Source organism: Kitasatospora sp. NPDC127035 (genome assembly GCF_042726075.1).
Lineage (GTDB): Bacteria > Actinomycetota > Actinomycetes > Streptomycetales > Streptomycetaceae > Kitasatospora.
The window spans coordinates 1-16,198 of record NZ_JBHXDN010000009.1 but is presented as its reverse complement, the minus strand read 5'-3'; the positions used below and the strand labels follow the sequence as shown (position 1 = coordinate 16,198).

Sequence of the window (16,198 nt, the reverse complement as noted above, 5' to 3'; positions counted from 1 at the left end):
TGCGATGGCGGCCCGGGCCCCGCCGGGGTCGGCGGGCGGACGGGCGGAAGGCGCGCCCGCGGGAGGGGCGCGGGCGGACCGGCGGGGCCGGTTCACACCCCCTCCGCCAGCGCCCGCTGCACCAGCGGGCCGATCTCCTCCAGCGCCTGCGCGTCCATCAGTTCGTCGTGGGCGACGTCGACCACGTGCTCGGCCAGCCTGCCCCGCAGGTACGGCGGCCAGACCTTCGCGGGCGCGTCCTCGGGGGCGGTGGTGCGGGCCGCGGTGACGAACAGGGCGTCACCCGTCCAGACCGGGGTGCGGCTGCCGGCCAGCAGGCCGACGCAGTGCACGTTGGTGTCGACGATCGCGTGGAGCAGATCCTCGTCGAAGCCGGCCAGCATGCCCTGGCTGGCCCGGATCGCGGCGATCGCCTCCTCCCGGCCGACCGGCCGGCCGGCCTCTCCCCCGGCGCCGGCCGTGTCCCCGGGCGCGTCCCCGGCCGTGTCCCCGGGCGCCGCCAGGCCGAGCCCGGCCACCCCGGTCAGGAACCCGCTCTCCTCCTCGGCGAGCCGCTCGCGGAAGCGCGGGTCGGTGACGAAGGACCAGTCCTCGGTCTCCGGCGGGTAGGCGTCCAGCAGCCCGAGGAGGGCCACCTCCTCGCCGCCCTCCTGGAGCAGCGCCGCCATGGTGTGGGCGACCGTCCCGCCGAAGGAGTAGCCCAGCAGGTGGTACGGGCCGTGCGGCTGCACCGCCCGCACCTCCGCGAGGTACAGCTCGGCCAGACCCCGGACGTCCTCGACCTTCGGGAGCTCACCGCGCAGGCCCGGCGACTGGAGGCCGTACAGCGGGCGCTCCCGGTCGAGATGGCGCAGCAGGCCCGCGTACTGCCAGCTGAAACCGGAGGCCGGGTGGACGCAGAACAGCGGGGGCAGCGCGCCCTTCTCCCGCAGCGGCAGCAGGGTGCGCAGCGCGTCACGGCGGGCGTCGGTGCCGAGCCGGGCCGCCGCCCCCGCGACGGTCGGGGCGGCCATCAGGGTGGCGACCTGGACCGGGGTGTTGAGCTCGGCCCGGATCCGGCCGGCCAGCCGCATCGCGAGCAGCGAGTGGCCGCCGAGTTCGAAGAAGTTGTCGTCGACACCGACCTCGGGCACGCCCAGGACCTCCGCGAAGAGCCCGCAGAGCAGGGCCTCGCGGGCGTCGGCGGGCGGCCGGGAGGATCCCCGCCCGGCCGGGCCGGGCACGGGGAGCGCGGCGCGGTCGACCTTGCCGTTGACCGTCAGCGGCAGCGCGTCGAGCTCGACGAACGCGGCCGGGACCAGGTACTCGGGCAGGGTCGCGGCCAGCGCGGCGCGCAGCGCGGCGGAGTCCGCCGGGAGGCCGGGGGCGGGGACGGTGTAGGCGACCAGGCGTGCGCCGCCCGGGCCCCGCTGCGCGACGACGGCCGCCGCGGCGACGGTGTCCAGGGCGAGCAGCGCGGACTCGACCTCGCCGGGCTCGACCCGGAAGCCGCGGATCTTGACCTGCTGGTCGGCCCGGCCCAGGTAGTCCAGCCTGCCGTCCGCCCGGAACCTCATCCGGTCGCCGGTGCGGTACATCCGCCCGCCGGGCGGGCCGTACGGGTCGGCGACGAAGCGGCCGGCCGTCAGACCGGGCCGGTCGTGGTAGCCGCGCGCCAGGCCGTCCCCGGCGAGGTACAGCTCGCCGGGCACGCCCACCGGGACGGGGCGCAGGGCCTGGTCCAGTACGTACGCCCGGGTGTTCATGACGGGCCGTCCGACGGTGGCGGTGGCGCTCTCGCCGACGCCCGCACCGAGCGCGTTGATGGTGTACTCGGTGGGCCCGTACAGGTTGTAGCCGGTGGTCCCGTCGGTCCGGTCGAGCAGCTGCCAGAGGGACTCGGGGACGGCCTCGCCGCCGAGCAGGACGAGCACCGGCCGGTGCCGGCCGTCGGCGAGCAGTCCGGCCTCGATCAGCTGCTGGGCGTAGGACGGGGTGACGTTGACGACGTCGACGCGCTCGCGGACGTAGTGGTCGACGAGGGCGTCCGGGTCGAGCCGCAGCCGTTCGCCGATGACGTGCACCTCGTGGCCGTCGACCAGCCAGAAGAACTCCTCCCACGACATGTCGAAGGCGAAGGAGACGGTGTGGGCGATCCGCAGGCGCCGCCCGCCGGCCCCGGTCACGGCGGGGCCGAAGATCCGGGCCCGGTGGTTGACCAGCATCGTGGTCAGCCCGCGGTGCGGGACGACCACGCCCTTGGGCCGCCCGGTGGAGCCGGAGGTGTAGATCACGTAGGCCGGGTGGTCGGCGTGACGCGGGGCGGTGAGGTCGGCGGCGGTCACCGGCCCGGCCGGGACGGCGGCCTGTTCGGCCAGGCCGTCCGGGTCGTCGAGCACCAGGCGGGGCAGGTCGTCCGCGGCGGGCAGGCCGGCGCCGACGGCCGTGACGGTGACGAGGCAGAGCGGGCGCGCGTCGGCGAGCATCTCGGCGAGCCGGGCGGCCGGGTGGTCCAGGTCGAGCGGCAGGTAGCCGGCGCCGGTGCGCAGCACGGCGAACAGGGCGACGACGAAGTCCGCGGAGCGCGGCAGCGCGAGGGCGACCAGGCGCTCCGGCCCGGCGCCGCGGGCGATCAGGGCGTGCGCCAGCCGGTCGGCCCGCCGGTCGAGTTCGGCGTAGGAGAGCCGCTCCTCGCCGAAGACCAGGGCGGTCGCGTCCGGGGTCCGGGCGGCCTGCTCCGCGAGCAGCCGGTCGACGGTGGTGTCGGGAACGGCGTGGCCGGTGTCGTCGCCGAGGCCGAGCAGCCTGCCCAGCTCGGCCGGTTCCGGGGTGCCGAGCCGGCCGACCGGGGCGGCGGGGTCCCCGGGCAGGGCGCGGACCAGGGCGGCGAGCCGTTCGGCCACGGCCCGGGCGGCCTCGGCGTCGAACAGGTCGGGCCGGTAGGCGAGGCTCAGCTCCAGGGCGCGCTCGGGCGTGACCGCGAGGGTCAGCGGGTAGTGGGTGCCGTCCACGCTGTGGGTCCAGCCGATCGCGTGGCGGGCGACGGCCTCCTCCCGGGCCGAGTCGTCCAGCGGGGTGTTGCGGAACACGTACAGGGTGTCGAAGAGGCGGCCGAAGCCGCTGAGCCGCTGGATCCGGCCGAGGCCCACCTGGTGGTGGGGCAGCAGGGCGGCGTGCTCCCGCTGGACCCGGACCAGGAGGTCGCGCAACGGCTCCCCGGGCCGGACGGTCACCCGGAACGGGAGGGTGTTCATGAACATCCCGATCATGGTGTCCACGCCCGCCAGCTCCGGCGGCCGGCCGGAGACGGTGGCACCGAAGACCACGTCGTCCGAGCCGGTGAGGCCGGCCAGGGTGAGCGCCCACGCGGTGGACAGCACCGTGTTGAGGGTGATGCCGCAGGACCGGGCGAAGGCGCGCAGCCCGTCGCTGGTCGCCTCGTCCAGGACGACCGGGCAGACCTCGGCGATCACCGGCTGCCGGGCCGGGTCCTCGGGCGCGACCAGGGTCGCCTCGTCGAGGCCGGCGAGGTGGACCCGCCAGGCCTCGGCGGCGGCCTCGCGGTCGGTCGCCGCGAGGTGGCGCAGGAACTCCCGGTACGGCGTGGCGGGCGCCAGCGCGTCCTCGTCGCCGCCGTGCCGGTAGAGGGCGAACAGCTCCTCGAAGAACAGCGACTCGGACCAGCCGTCGGTGAGGATGTGGTGCTGGGTCACGCAGAGCACGTACCGCTCGTCGGCGAAGCGGAACAGCGCGACGCGCAGCAGCGGCGGCGCCGCGAGGTCGAACCGGGTGGCGGCGTCGGCGTGCGAGAACTCCTCCAGGGCGCGGTCCTGGGCGGCCCGGTCGAGGTGGCTGAGGTCGGTCTCCTGCCAGGGCAGCTCCCACGCGCCGGGGACGATCTGCACCGGCTCGTCGAAGCCCTGGTGCCAGAAGCCCGCCCGCAGGTGGGGGTGGCGCCTGAGCAGCGCCTCGAAGGCACGGCGCAGCGCCGTCCGGTCGACGGCGTGCAGCAGCTCGATGAAGTTCTGCATGAGGTAGACGTCGAGCGCGCGGTCGTCGTAGACGGCGTGGAAGTACAGGCCCTCCTGGAGCGGGGAGAGCGGCAGCACCTCCTCGGCGTCGGGGCGGAGTTCGGCGGCCAGGGCGAGGGCCGCCTCGGGGACGAGGACGACGGCGGCGGGGTCCGGGCCGTCGGCGACGGTCCCGGCGTCCACCGCCGCGGCGGCGAGCCGGGCGGGTGTGCGGTGCTCGAAGACCTGCCGGGGGGTGAGGACCAGCTGCTCCTTGCGGAGCCGGCCGACCAGCTGGATCGAGCTGATCGAGTCCCCGCCGAGGACGAAGAAGTCGTCGTCGGCTCCGGCCGCGGCGAGGCCGAGGACATCGGCGAAGACGCGGCACAGGACGGCCTCGGCCGGGGTCCGCGGAGCGCGGGAGGCCGGGTCGCCGGTGAGGACGGGGGCGGGCAGGGCGGCGCGGTCGAGCTTCCCGTTGACGTTGAGGGGCAGGGCGTCCAGGACCACCAGGGCGGCGGGGACGAGGTGTTCGGGCAGCGCGGCGGCCAGGGCGGCGCGGGCGCCGACCGGGTCGGCGTCACCGGTCAGGTAGCCCACCAGGCGGCGGACGCCGGGGGTGTCCTCGCGGACGACCACGGCGGCGGTGGCGACCCCGGGCAGCGCGGTGAGGGCGGCCTCGATCTCGCCGGGCTCGATCCGGAACCCGCGGATCTTGACCTGCTCGTCGGCCCGGCCCAGGTAGTCGAGGCGGCCGTCGGGCAGCCTGCGGACGAGGTCCCCCGTGCGGTACATCCGGCTGCCGGGCGGGCCGTACGGGTCGGCGACGAAGCGGCCGGCGGTCAGACCGGGCCGGTCGTGGTAGCCGCGGGCCAGCCCGGTCCCGGCCAGGTACAGCTCGCCGGGGGCGCCGTCCGGTGCGGGGCGCAGCGCGTGGTCGAGGACCCTGGCGGCGGTGCCGGCGATCGGTGCGCCGACCAGCGGGCGCACGCTGTCCGCGAGGTCGGCGGCCAGGGCGTCGACGGTGTACTCGGTGGGGCCGTAGAGGTTGACGGCGCGTACGCCGTCGGCGGCGCGGACCGCGCTCCACTGGGCGGGCGGCACCGCCTCGCCGCCGAGCAGCAGCAGCCCCGGGCGGTGGGCGCCGTCGGCGAGCAGCCCCCAGTCGAGGAGCTGCTGGGCGTAGGTGGGGGTGACGTCGAGGGTGTCGACGCGGTGGCGGCGGACGTAGCCGGTGACGAACTCGGGGTCGCGCCGCTCCGTCTCGTCGAGGAGGTGCAGTTCGTGCCCGGCGAGCAGCCAGAACAGCTGCTCCCAGGAGGTGTCGAAGGAGAACGAGGCGGTGTGCAGGGCCCGCAGGGGGCGGCCGGCCGCGCGGGCGGCCGGGTCGAGCAGCGCGGCCCGGTGGTTGGCGTAGAGGTTGGCGAGGCCGCGGTGGGTGAGGACCACGCCCTTGGGGCGGCCGGTGGAACCGGAGGTGTAGATGACGTAGGCGGGGTGCTCCGGGTCGACGGCGGGGAGCGGCGCGTCGGGCCCGGGGCCCGGGGCGGTGGCGGTGGCGGTGTCGTCCGGGCCGTCGAGCAGCAGCGGTCGGGGGCCGACCGCGGGGAGCCGGTGGACGGTGCCCGCGGTGGTGACCAGGCAGGCCGGGGCGGCGTCGGCGATCATGTCGGCGAGGCGCTCGGCCGGGTGGTCGAGGTCCAGCGGCAGGTAGGCGGCGCCGCTGCGCAGCACGCCGAGCAGGGCGGTCACCGCGTCCACCGAACGCGGCACCGCGAGGGCGACCACCGACTCGGGGCCGATCCCGCGTGCGACCAGCCGGTGGGCCAGCTCCGCGGAGCGGCGGTCCAGTTCGGCGAAGGTCACGGACCGGCCGCCGGAGACGACGGCGGTGGCCCCGGGGGTCGCGGCGGCCTGCGCCGCGAAACGGTCGGCGACGCTCCCCCCGAAGGCGGCGGCCTCCGGGCCGTGCCCCGCCGCCGCCAGCCGGGCGTGCTCGTCGTCGGTGGTCAGCCGCAGCCTGCCCACCGTCGTGTCGGGGTCGGCGGCGATCCGCTCCAGCAGCGCGGCCAGCCGCTCGCCGATCCGCTCGACCCGGCGGTCGGTCAGCACGTCGGGCCGGTACTCCAGGTGGACCTCGACGGTGCGGCCGAGGTTGACGGCCAGGGTGAGCGGGTAGTGCGTGGCGTCGCGGGCGGTGACCCCGGTGACGGCGGCCCCGCCGGCGAGCGCGGGGCGGGCGGACGGGTCGACGGGGTAGTTCTCGACCACGAGCAGGGTGTCGAACAGCTCGCCGCCGCCGGCCTGCTTCTGGATCGCGTGCAGGCCGAGGTGGTGGTGGGAGAGCAGTTGGTTCTGTTCGCCGCGGAACCGGCGGACCAGCGCGGCGACGCTCTCCTCCGGGCGCACGGCGACCCGGACCGGGACGGTGGTGATGAACAGTCCGATCATCGAGTCGACGCCGGACAGTTCCTCGGGCCGGCCCGACACGGTCAGGCCGAAGACGGCGTCGCGCCGCCCCGTCAGGGAGCCGAGCAGCAGCCCCCAGGCGCACTGGACGAGGGTGCTGGGGGTGGTGCCGAGCCGGCGGGCCGCCGCGGTGAGCCCCGCGGTCGCCTCCTCGGTGAGCCCCCGGGTGTGCCGGGCCGGCCGGACCGCCTGCCGGCCGGGGTCGGCCGGGGCGAGCAGGGTGGGGCCGTCCGTCCCCGCCAGCGCCGTGCGCCAGGCGCGTTCGGCGGCCGGCCGGTCCTGGTCGGCCAGCCAGCGCAGGTGGTCGCGGTAGGGGCGCACGGCGGGCAGGCCGCCGGGGTCGCCGTCCCGGTCGTACAGCTCCAGCAGCTCACGCACCAGGAGCGGCATCGACCAGCCGTCCACCAGGATGTGGTGCACGGTGACGATCAGCCGGTACTCGGTGTCGGCCACCCGGGCCAGCAGCAGGCGCAGCAGCGGCGGCCGGTGCAGGAGGAACCGCTCGGCCAGCTCGGCGCGTTCGGCCCGGTCCAGGGCCTCACCGTCCGGGACGCCGCCGGAGGGGGCAGTGGCGAACGGGGCCGTGGCGTGCCCGGCCCGGAGGTCGTGCCCGGCCCGGAGGTCGGTCTCGCGGACGGCGATCCGCAGCTCGGCGGGGACGAACTGGACCGGCTCGGGCACGTTCTCGTGCCAGAACCCGGCGCGCAGGTTGGCGTGCCGGCGCAGCAGCGCGTCGGCGGCGGTGCCGAGCCGGGCCGCGTCGACCGGGCCGCTCAGCGAGACGGTCAGCTGGACGGTGTAGACGTCCGTGGCCCGGTCGTCGTAGGAGGAGAGGAACAGCATGCCCTGCTGGAGCGGGGAGAGCGGGAGCATGTCCGCGAGGCCGGTCCTGGTCATCGCTGGTCCTTCCACATCTGTTCGAGCATGGCGATCTGGTCCTGGTCGAGGGAGAGCAGATCGAGGTCGGAGGGGGTGTGGCCGCCGGAGCCGGCGGTGCCGGCCCAGGTGGCGAGGCCGTCGAGCGCGGCGGTCCACGCCTCGGCGAGGGCGCGTGCGGTCGACTCCGGCAGGGCGCCGGCGGCGGGGATCCAGTCCGCGACGAGCCGGGGGCCGTCGGGGCCGGGGTCGATCCGGGCCACGATCTCCAGCGCGTGGGAGAGCGGGGCCCCGGGGTCGGGCTCGACGCCGACGGCGTCGGCCTCGGGGGCAGGTCCCCAGGCGGTGCCGGGGGTGTGGGTGCGCCGGCCGAGGTAGTTCCAGAGCACTTCGGGCCGGGCGGCCGGGTCGAAGCGGCGGGCGGTGGCGGGGTTGGCGTAGCGGAGCAGGCCCGCACCGATCCCGCCGGCGGGGACGGCCCGCAGCTGTTCCTTCACCTCCTTGAGGGCGCGCCCGGCGTCCTCGGCGCCGGTGAGGGCGGCGGCCGGGTCGACCCGGCCGGGGGCGAGGCGCACGGGGTACAGGCTGGTCAGCCAGCCGACGGTGCGGGAGAGGTCGGCGCCGGGCAGCAGGTCCTGTTCCCGGCCGTGGCCCTCCAGTTCGACCGGTAGCCCGCCGTCCGGCCGGTCCGGGTCGAGGTGGGCGGCGGCCAGGGCCAGCGCGGTGAGCAGCACGTCGTTGACGGTGCCGTGCACGGCCCCGGGGACGGTGTCGAGCAGGGGCGCGGTCCGTCCGGCGGAGAGCGTGACGGTGAACGGGCGCGCGGTGTCGGCGGTGTCCCGGGCCGGGTCCAGCGGACGCGATCCGATCAGGCGCCGGTCCTTCCCGCTCTCCCCGGCCGCCAGCCAGTGGCCGAGTTCGGCGGTCCGGCGGGGGCTGTGGGCCTCCGCGAGGAGGTGCTCGGTCCACGCGCGCAGCGAGGTGGCGACCGGTTCCAGGACCGGCGGCCGGCCGGCGGCGGCGTCCTGCCAGGCGGCCCGCAGGTCGTCCAGCAGGATGCTCCAGGAGACCTCGTCGACCGCGAGGTGGTGGGCCGTCAGCAGCAGGCGGCCCGCGGCCTCCCGGCCGGCGTCCAGGTGGACGGCCTGGAGGAGGCGTCCGGTGCCGGGGCGCAGGCGGCCGACCGCCGCGTCCGACTCGGTGGCGACCAGCTCCCGCAGGGCGGCGTCGTCGAGCCCGGCGGCGGGGACGGCGCGCAGGCTGTCGGCGGCGGTCACCGATCCGGGCGGGGCGGTTTCGGCCGACCAGACGCCGGGGTCCGGCCGGTGCAGGACCTGGCGCAGACCGGCGTGCCGGTCGAGCAGCGCCTGGAGGGCGGTGGCCAGGTCCGCCGTACGGACACCGGCGGGCAGGAGCACCAGCCGGGCCTGGGCGATCCGGTCGACCGGGCCGCCGCGTTCGGCGAGCCAGTGGGCGATCGGGGGCAGCGGCAGCGGACCGGTTCCGTCGTCCTGCGGCCGGACGGCCGCCGGGGCGGTCCCTGCGGCCGGCGCGGCCGGGACGGCGAGCTCGGCGAGCCGGGCGGGGCTGGGTGCCTCGAAGACCTGCCGGGCGGTGAGGGTCAGGCCCGCCTTGCGGGCCAGCGACACCAGCCGGATGGAGACGATGCTGTCGCCGCCGAGTTCGAAGAAGTCGGCGTGCCGGTCGACGGCGGTCAGGCCGAGGGCCTCGGCCATCAACCGGGCCAGCACGACGGCGGGTTCGGCGGTCCCGGAAGGTTCGGCGGGCTCGGCGACAGTCGCGGCGGCCTGCGCGGTCCCGTCGGCCGTGCCGGGCTCGGCCGCCGGGGTGACCGGCGGCGCCGGCAGGGCCCGCCGGTCGAGCTTGCCGTTGACGGACAGCGGCAGGGCGTCGAGGAGGACGATCGGCGCCGGCACCATGTACGCCGGGAGCCGCTCCGCCGCGAGCTTGCGCAGGTGGCGGGTGTCCGGAACGCGACCCGGCTCCGGGACGACGTACCCGATCAGCCGGTCGCCCCCGGTGCCCGACGCGCGGACGGCCGCGGCGGCCAGGGCGACGCCCGGCAGGGCGGCCAGCGCGGCCTCCACCTCGCCGAGTTCGATCCGCAGGCCGCGCAGCTTGACCTGGTCGTCGGTCCGGCCGAGGTAGTGCAGCCGGCCGTCGGCCGTCCGCCGGGCGAGGTCGCCGGTGCGGTACATCCGGCTGCCGGGCGGACCGTACGGGTCGGCGGTGAACCGCTCGGCGGTCAGCGCCGCCCGGTTCAGGTAGCCGCGCGCCAGCTGCACCCCGGTCAGGTACAGCTCCCCGGGGGTCCCGAGCGGGACGGGACGCAGCCGCGCGTCCAGGAGCCGGACCCCGGTGTTCCACACCGGGCTGCCGACGGGCACGCTGCCGCCGGACCGGCCGGTGCCGGGCCGGTAGTGCTCGGCGGTGACGTCGACCGCCGCCTCGGTGGGGCCGTAGAGGTTCTCCAGGGCCACCTCCCGGCCGGCGCAGGATTCCCGGAAGCGCTCGGCGAGGTCGACCGGGAGGGCTTCGCCGCTGCACACCACCCGTCGCAGCGAGGGGCACTCGGCGAGCCGCTGGTCGGTGAGGAAGGCGGCGAGCATCGAGGGCACGAAGTGCGCGACGGTGGCGCGGTGGCGGCGGATCAGGTCGGCGAGGTAGCCGGGGTCACGGTGCCCGTCGGGGCGGGCGACCACCGCGGGCACGCCCGCGGCGAACGGCCAGAACAGCTCCCAGACCGAGACGTCGAAGCCGGCCGGGGTCTTGTGCAGCACCCGGTCGTCCCCGCCGAGGGGGTAGGCGTCCTGCATCCACCGCAAACGGTTGACGATCGCGGCGTGGCCGACCTGGACGCCCTTGGGCAGGCCGGTGGAGCCGGAGGTGAAGATGACGTACGCGGGGTGGTCGGGCCTCAGCGGGGCGAGCCGGTCGTGATCGGTGACCGGTCCGGCCGGGGCGGACGCCAGGGCGGCCTCCGTCTCCGGGTCCCCCAGCAGGACGGCGTCGGGGGCGTCGGCGGGCAGCCGGCCGGCCGATCCGGATTCGGTGAGCACGCAGACCGGGCGGGCCGTGCCGAGGAGGTGGCGCAGCCGCTCGGCCGGGTGGTCGAGGTCGAGCGGCAGGTAGGCGCCCCCGGCCCGGACCACCGCGTGGACGGCCACCAGCAGGTCTGCGGAGCGCGGCAGGGCCACCGCGACCACGCTCTCCGGGCCGACCCCGCGGGCGATCAGCAGCCGGGCGAGCCGGTCGGCGCGGTCGTCGAAGGCCGCGCGGGACAGCTCGGCGCCGTCCGTCAGCACCGCGGGGCGGGCGGCCCCGGCGCGGGCTCCGGCGGCGACCAGGTCGGGCAGCGTGGCCGGGTCGCCTGGGACGGCCGGGTGGTCGGTGGACTCCGGCCCGTACAGGGCGAGTTCACGCTCGCCCTCGGCCATCGGGTCGAGGTCGGCGACGGGGCGCGCCGGGTCCGCGACGGCCTGCTCCACGAGGCGGACCAGCCGGTCCGCGAGGGCGCGGGCGGTCGCTTCGTCGAAGCGGTCCCGGCTGTACCGGACGCCGCCCTCCAGTCGCCCGCTGCCGTCGGCGGCCGGGCCGACCGCGAACTCCAGGTCGAACTTGGCGCCGCCGGTGTCCACCAGCAGCTCCGCCGCCGGGACGTCGAAGAGCCGGGCCGGGGCGGGAGCGGCGGAGTGGAAGGTGACCATGGTCTGGAAGAGCGGGTGACGCCCGGCCGTACGGGCCGGCGCGACCGCCCGGACGACCTGGTCGAACGGCAGGTCGGCGTGGTCGAAGGCCTCCAGGTCGGCGTCCCGGACCCGCTCCAGCAGGGCGGCGAAGGCCGGGGTGCCGGAGAGGTCGGTGCGCAGCGCCAGGGTGTTGAGGTGGTAGCCGACCTGGTCCCGGAGGACGGCCTCGCCGCGGGCCGAGACGGGTGCCCCGACCACGATGTCCTCGCCCCCGCCGAGCCGGTGCAGCAGCGTGGCGACCACGGCGTGGACGGCCATGAACAGGGTGGCGCCGTGGGCCCGGGCGAGTGCGGTGAGCGCCCCGGCGGTGTCGGCCGGGAGCTCGAAGAGGGCGACGGCGCCCCGGTGGGTGGGGCGGGCCGGCCGGGGGCGGTCGGCGGGCAGCGCGACCTCCTCGGGCGCCCCGGCCAGCGTGCGCGTCCAGTAGGCCCGCTGCTGGTCGCCGGTCCGGGCCAGCAGCTCGCCCTGCCAGCGGGCGAAGTCCGCGTACTGGACGGGGAGTTCGGCGAACTCGGGGGCCCGTCCGGCCCGTCGGGCCGTGTAGGCGGCGTCGAGGTCGGCGAGCAGCGGGGCGGTCGACTCCTCGTCGCCCGCGATGTGGTGCAGCGTCAGCAGGAGGACGTGCTCGCCCTCGTCGACCCGCACCAGGTGGGCACGGAACGGCGGCTCGGCGGCGAGGTCGAACGGCGGAGCGAGCAGGGTGCGCAGGGTGGCGTCCAGCCCGTCCTCGCCGACCGGCAGCACGGTGAGCGGCACCGGGTGCGCGCCGGGAGCGAGCACCTGCTGGTACGGCTCGCCGTCGTGCTCGCGCACGACGGTCCGCAGGCTCTCGTGCCGGGCCGCGACGTCGGCGAGGGCGGCGGCGAGGGCGCCGGGGTCGAGCGCTCCGGTGAGCCGGAGCGCGATCGGTACGTGGTAGGCGGAGCCGGAGTCCTGCACCTGGTGGAGCAGCCAGAGGCTGAGCTGGGCGGGCGACAGCGGCGGGTGCGCCGGGCGCGGGCCCGCGGTGAGCTCCGGCCGGTCGGTCCCGGCCCGCTCGGCGAGCCGGGCGGCGAGCCCGGCGGGCGTGGGCGCGGCGAAGACGTCCCGGACCGCGGTCTCGGTCCGCAGCACGGTGCGGATCCGCCCGGCCAGCCGGGTGGCCAGCAGGGAGTGGCCGCCGAGGGCGAAGAAGTCGTCCTCGGGCCCTACCTCCGGGAGGTCGAGCACGGTGGCGAAGGCCCCGCAGAGCAGCTCCTCGCGGGCGTCGCGCGGCGGGCGGGCGAGCGCCACCGCCGGGGCGGACGGGGCGGGCAGGGCCGCCCGGTCCAGCTTGCCGTTGGCGGTCGTCGGCAGCTGCGGGAGCACCACCACGGCGGCGGGCACCAGGTAGTCGGGCAGCGTCCCGGCGAGGGCGCGGCGCAGGGCCGCCGGGTCGGCGCCACCGGTGGCGTAGCCGACCAGGCGCCGGTTGCCGGGGGTGTCCTCGCGGACCAGCGCGGCGGCGGCGCCGACGCCGGGCAGGGCCGCCAGCGCGGCCTCCACCTCGCCGAGTTCGATCCGGAAGCCGCGCAGCTTGACCTGGTCGTCGGTCCGGCCGAGGTACTCCACCAGGCCGTCGGCCGTCCGCCGGGCGAGGTCGCCCGTGCGGTACATCCGGCTGCCCGGCGAACCGTACGGGTCGGCGGTGAACCGCTCGGCGGTCAGCGCCGCCCGGTTCAGGTACCCCCGCGCCAGCTGCACCCCCGCGAGGTACAGCTCACCCGGCACGCCCGGCGGCACCGGACGCAGCCGCGCGTCCAGCACGTGGGCCCGGGTGTTGTCGAGCGGACGCCCGATCACCGGCCCGTCGGCGTCCGCCGTCCCGGCCACCAGGGCGTCGACGGTGAACTCGGTCGGCCCGTAGTAGTTGACCACCCGGACGTCCGGGTGGCCGCGCAGCTCGGCCCAGAGGTCGGGCGGCACGCCCTCGCCGCCGAGCAGCAGCACCGGCGGGCGGTGGGCGCCGGTCAGCAGGCCGGCGTCCAGCAGCTGCCGCGCGTAGGAGGGCGTGACGTCGAGGGCGTCGATCCGGTGCTCGGCGCAGTAGCCGACGACCGCCTCGGCGTCCCTGCGGAGGATGTCGTCGAGCAGGTGCAGTTCGTGGCCGGCGATCAGCCAGAACAGCTGCTCCCAGGAGGAGTCGAAGGAGAACGACGCGGTGTGCAGGGCGCTCACGCGCCGGCCCAGTGCGGCGGCGACCGGACGGTAGAGGGTGCGGTCGTGGTCGTGGTACAGGTTGTCGAGTCCGCCGTGGGTGAGGACGACCCCCTTGGGCCGCCCGGTCGAGCCCGAGGTGTGGATGACGTAGGACACCTCGGACGGGTCGGCCGGGACGTGGACGGTCGCGGCCGGTCCGGCGGCGAGGTCCGCGGCGGTGGCCGGGTCGTCGAGGACGAGGGTCCCGGTCCCGGGCGGCAGCAGCCGGGCGCTCGCGCCGGTGGCCAGGACGACGTCCGGGGCCGAGTCCGCCAGCATGTGGGCGAGCCGGTCGGCGGGCAGCCCGAGGTCGAGCGGCAGGAACCCGCCGCCCAGGCGCAGCACGGCCAGCAGGGCGGCGACCGCGTCGGCGGTGCGCGGCAGGGCGAGCGCGGTCAGCGTGCCCGGTCCGGCGCCGTGGGCGATCAGCAGGCGGGCGAGCCGGTTGGCGCGCTCGTCGAGCTCACGGAACGTCAGCCGGTCGGCGCCGGCCACCACGGCGGTGGCACCGGGGGTGGCGGCGGCCCGGGCGGCGAACTCCTCGGCGACGGTGGTGACCGGGCGGACGCGGCCGGTGGCGTTCCAGCGGTCCAGGTCGGCGTGCTCGCCGGGGGACAGCAGGTCGAGCCGGCCGATCGGGGTGCCGGGCTCGGCCGTCACCAGGGTCAGCAGGCGGACCAGCCGGGCGGCCAGGGCCTGCACGGTGGCGCGGTCGAACAGGTCGGTGGCGTAGCGGATGCCGCCGACCAGTCCGTCGGCGGCGGGGTCGCCGGCCGCCGGATCGGCTGCGGACGAGCCGCCGGGCCGGGCCGGCCTGAGCACCACGTCGAGGTCGAACTTGGCGGCGCCGGGGTCGACGGCCACCTCCTCGGTGGCGAGGCCGAACAGCCGGGAGGTGTCGGGGGCCGCCTCCTCCAGCGCGACCATCGCCTGGAACAGCGGGTGGCGGCCGGGGGCCCGGGGCGGGGCGAGCTCCTCCACCACCCGGTCGAACGGCACGTCGGCGTGGTCGAGGGCGGCGAGGTCCGCGGCCCGGACCCGGTCGAGCAGTTCGGCGAAGGTCGGATCGCCCGACAGGTCGGCGCGGAGCACCACCGTGTTGACGAAGAAGCCCACCAGCCCGTCCAGCGCGGCCTCCCCGCCGCGCCCGGCGACCGGCGTGCCCAACGGGACGTCGTCACCACCGCCGAGCCGGTGCAGCAACGCCGCCACCGCCGCGTGGACGACCATGAAGGGCGTGGCTCCGTGGTCGGCGGCGAGCGCGCGCAGGCGCTCGGCGACGTCCGCGGGGACGGCGAACCCGACGGTGTCGCCCCGCCCGCTCGGAACGGCCGGCCGGGGGCGGTCGGCGGGCAGCGGGATCTCCTCCGGCAGCCCCGCCAGCGCCCGCCGCCAGTGGGCCAACGGCGCCGCCTGGTCCAGACTCGCCTGCCAGAGCGCGAAGTCCGCGTACTGGACCGGAAGTTCGGCGAACTCCGGGGCCCGGCCCGCCAGCCGCGCGGCGTAGCCGGCCTGGAGGTCCGCCATCAGCGGGGCGAACGAGGCCTCGTCGGCCGCGATGTGGTGCAGCAGCAGCACCAGGACGCGGGCACCGTCGGGGGCGCACAGCAGGGTGGCCCGCAGGGGCGGTTCGACGGCCAGGTCGAAGGGCCGGGCCGCCTCCGCCCGGGCGGCCTCGACGAGGTCGCCCGGGACGTCGCGGACGGTCAGCGGCGCGGCCTCGGCCGCCTCGGCCGGGGTCAGCACCCGCTGGTACGGCTCGCCGTCCAGGACCTCGAAGACGGTGCGCAGGCTCTCGTGCCGGGCCGTCAGGTCGGCGACGGCCGCCGCGAGCGCGGCGGTGTCCGGGCCGCGGCCGTCCGCACCGTCGATCCGCAGGGCCAGCGGCAGGTGGTACGCCGTCCCGGGCCCTTCCAGCTGGTCCAGGAACCAGAGCCGGCGCTGCCCGGCGGAGAGCGGCAGGCGCCCGGGACGCGGTCCGGCCGTCAGCGCGGGGCGCTCGACGGCGGTCCGGCCCGCCAGGCGGGCGGCGAGCGCGGCCGGGGTGGGCGCCTCGAAGACGTCCCGGACGTCCACCGGGACGCCGAGCGCGGCCCGGATCCTGGCGGCGGCGCGGGCGGCGAGCAGCGAGTGCCCTCCCAGGGCGAAGAAGCCGTCCTCGACACCCGCCCCGGCCAGGCCGAGTACCTCGGCGAAGGCCGCGCAGACGGCGTGCTCGGCGGGGGTGGCCGGGGGCCGCCCGACGACGGCCGGCTGCGCGGGGGCGGGCAGTGCCCGGCGGTCGGTCTTGCCGTTGGCCGTCAGCGGCAGCACCTCCAGCCCCACGACCACCGACGGGACCATGTACTCGGGCAGCACCGCCGCCGCACTCCGGCGCAGCTCCTCGGGATCGGCCGTCCCGGTGACGTAGCCGACCAGCTGCCGGCGGCCCGGCACGTCCTCGCGGACCAGCGCGACGGCCCGGCCGACGCCCGGCAGGGCGGCCAACGCGGCCTCCACCTCGCCGAGTTCGATCCGGAAGCCACGCAGCTTCACCTGGTCGTCCACCCGGCCCAGGAACTGCAACCGCCCGTCGGCCGCCCGCCGGGCGAGGTCGCCCGTGCGGTACATCCGGCTGCCCGGCGGACCGTACGGGTCGGCGGTGAACCGCTCGGCGGTCAGCGCCGCCCGGTTCAGGTACCCCCGCGCCAGCTGCACCCCCGCGAGGTACAGCTCACCCGGCACACCCGGCGGCACCGGACGCAGCCGCGCGTCCAGCACGTGGGCCCGGGTGTTGTCGAGCGGCACGCCGATGGCGGGGACGCCCCGGTGGTCGGCCGCCAGCTCCGCCGCCGTCGCCCACACCGTCACCTCCGTCGGCCCGTACACGTTCGTCAC

Annotated in this window: 2 protein-coding genes; both read right to left on the bottom strand. The window is 77.4% G+C overall.

The genetic code is table 11. The features are described 5' to 3' along the window. Nucleotides 1–92: 92 nt before the first annotated feature. Entirely contained in the window at nucleotides 93–7,355 is a 7,263-nt protein-coding gene (locus tag ACFWIC_RS08005) for an amino acid adenylation domain-containing protein (protein WP_380516842.1), read from the bottom strand. Continuing rightward, nucleotides 7,352–16,198, bottom strand: an 8,847-nt coding sequence (locus tag ACFWIC_RS08000) for an amino acid adenylation domain-containing protein (RefSeq protein ID WP_380516839.1), incomplete at its 5' end; no start/stop codon positions are given. The genes ACFWIC_RS08005 and ACFWIC_RS08000, both read right to left, overlap by 4 nt.

Bases quoted from the DNA above. Each gene is read 5' to 3' on its own strand.
- ACFWIC_RS08005 (WP_380516842.1), bottom strand. From the start codon at position 7,355: ATGACCAGGACCGGCCTCGCGGACATGCTCCCGCTCTCCCCGCTCCAG.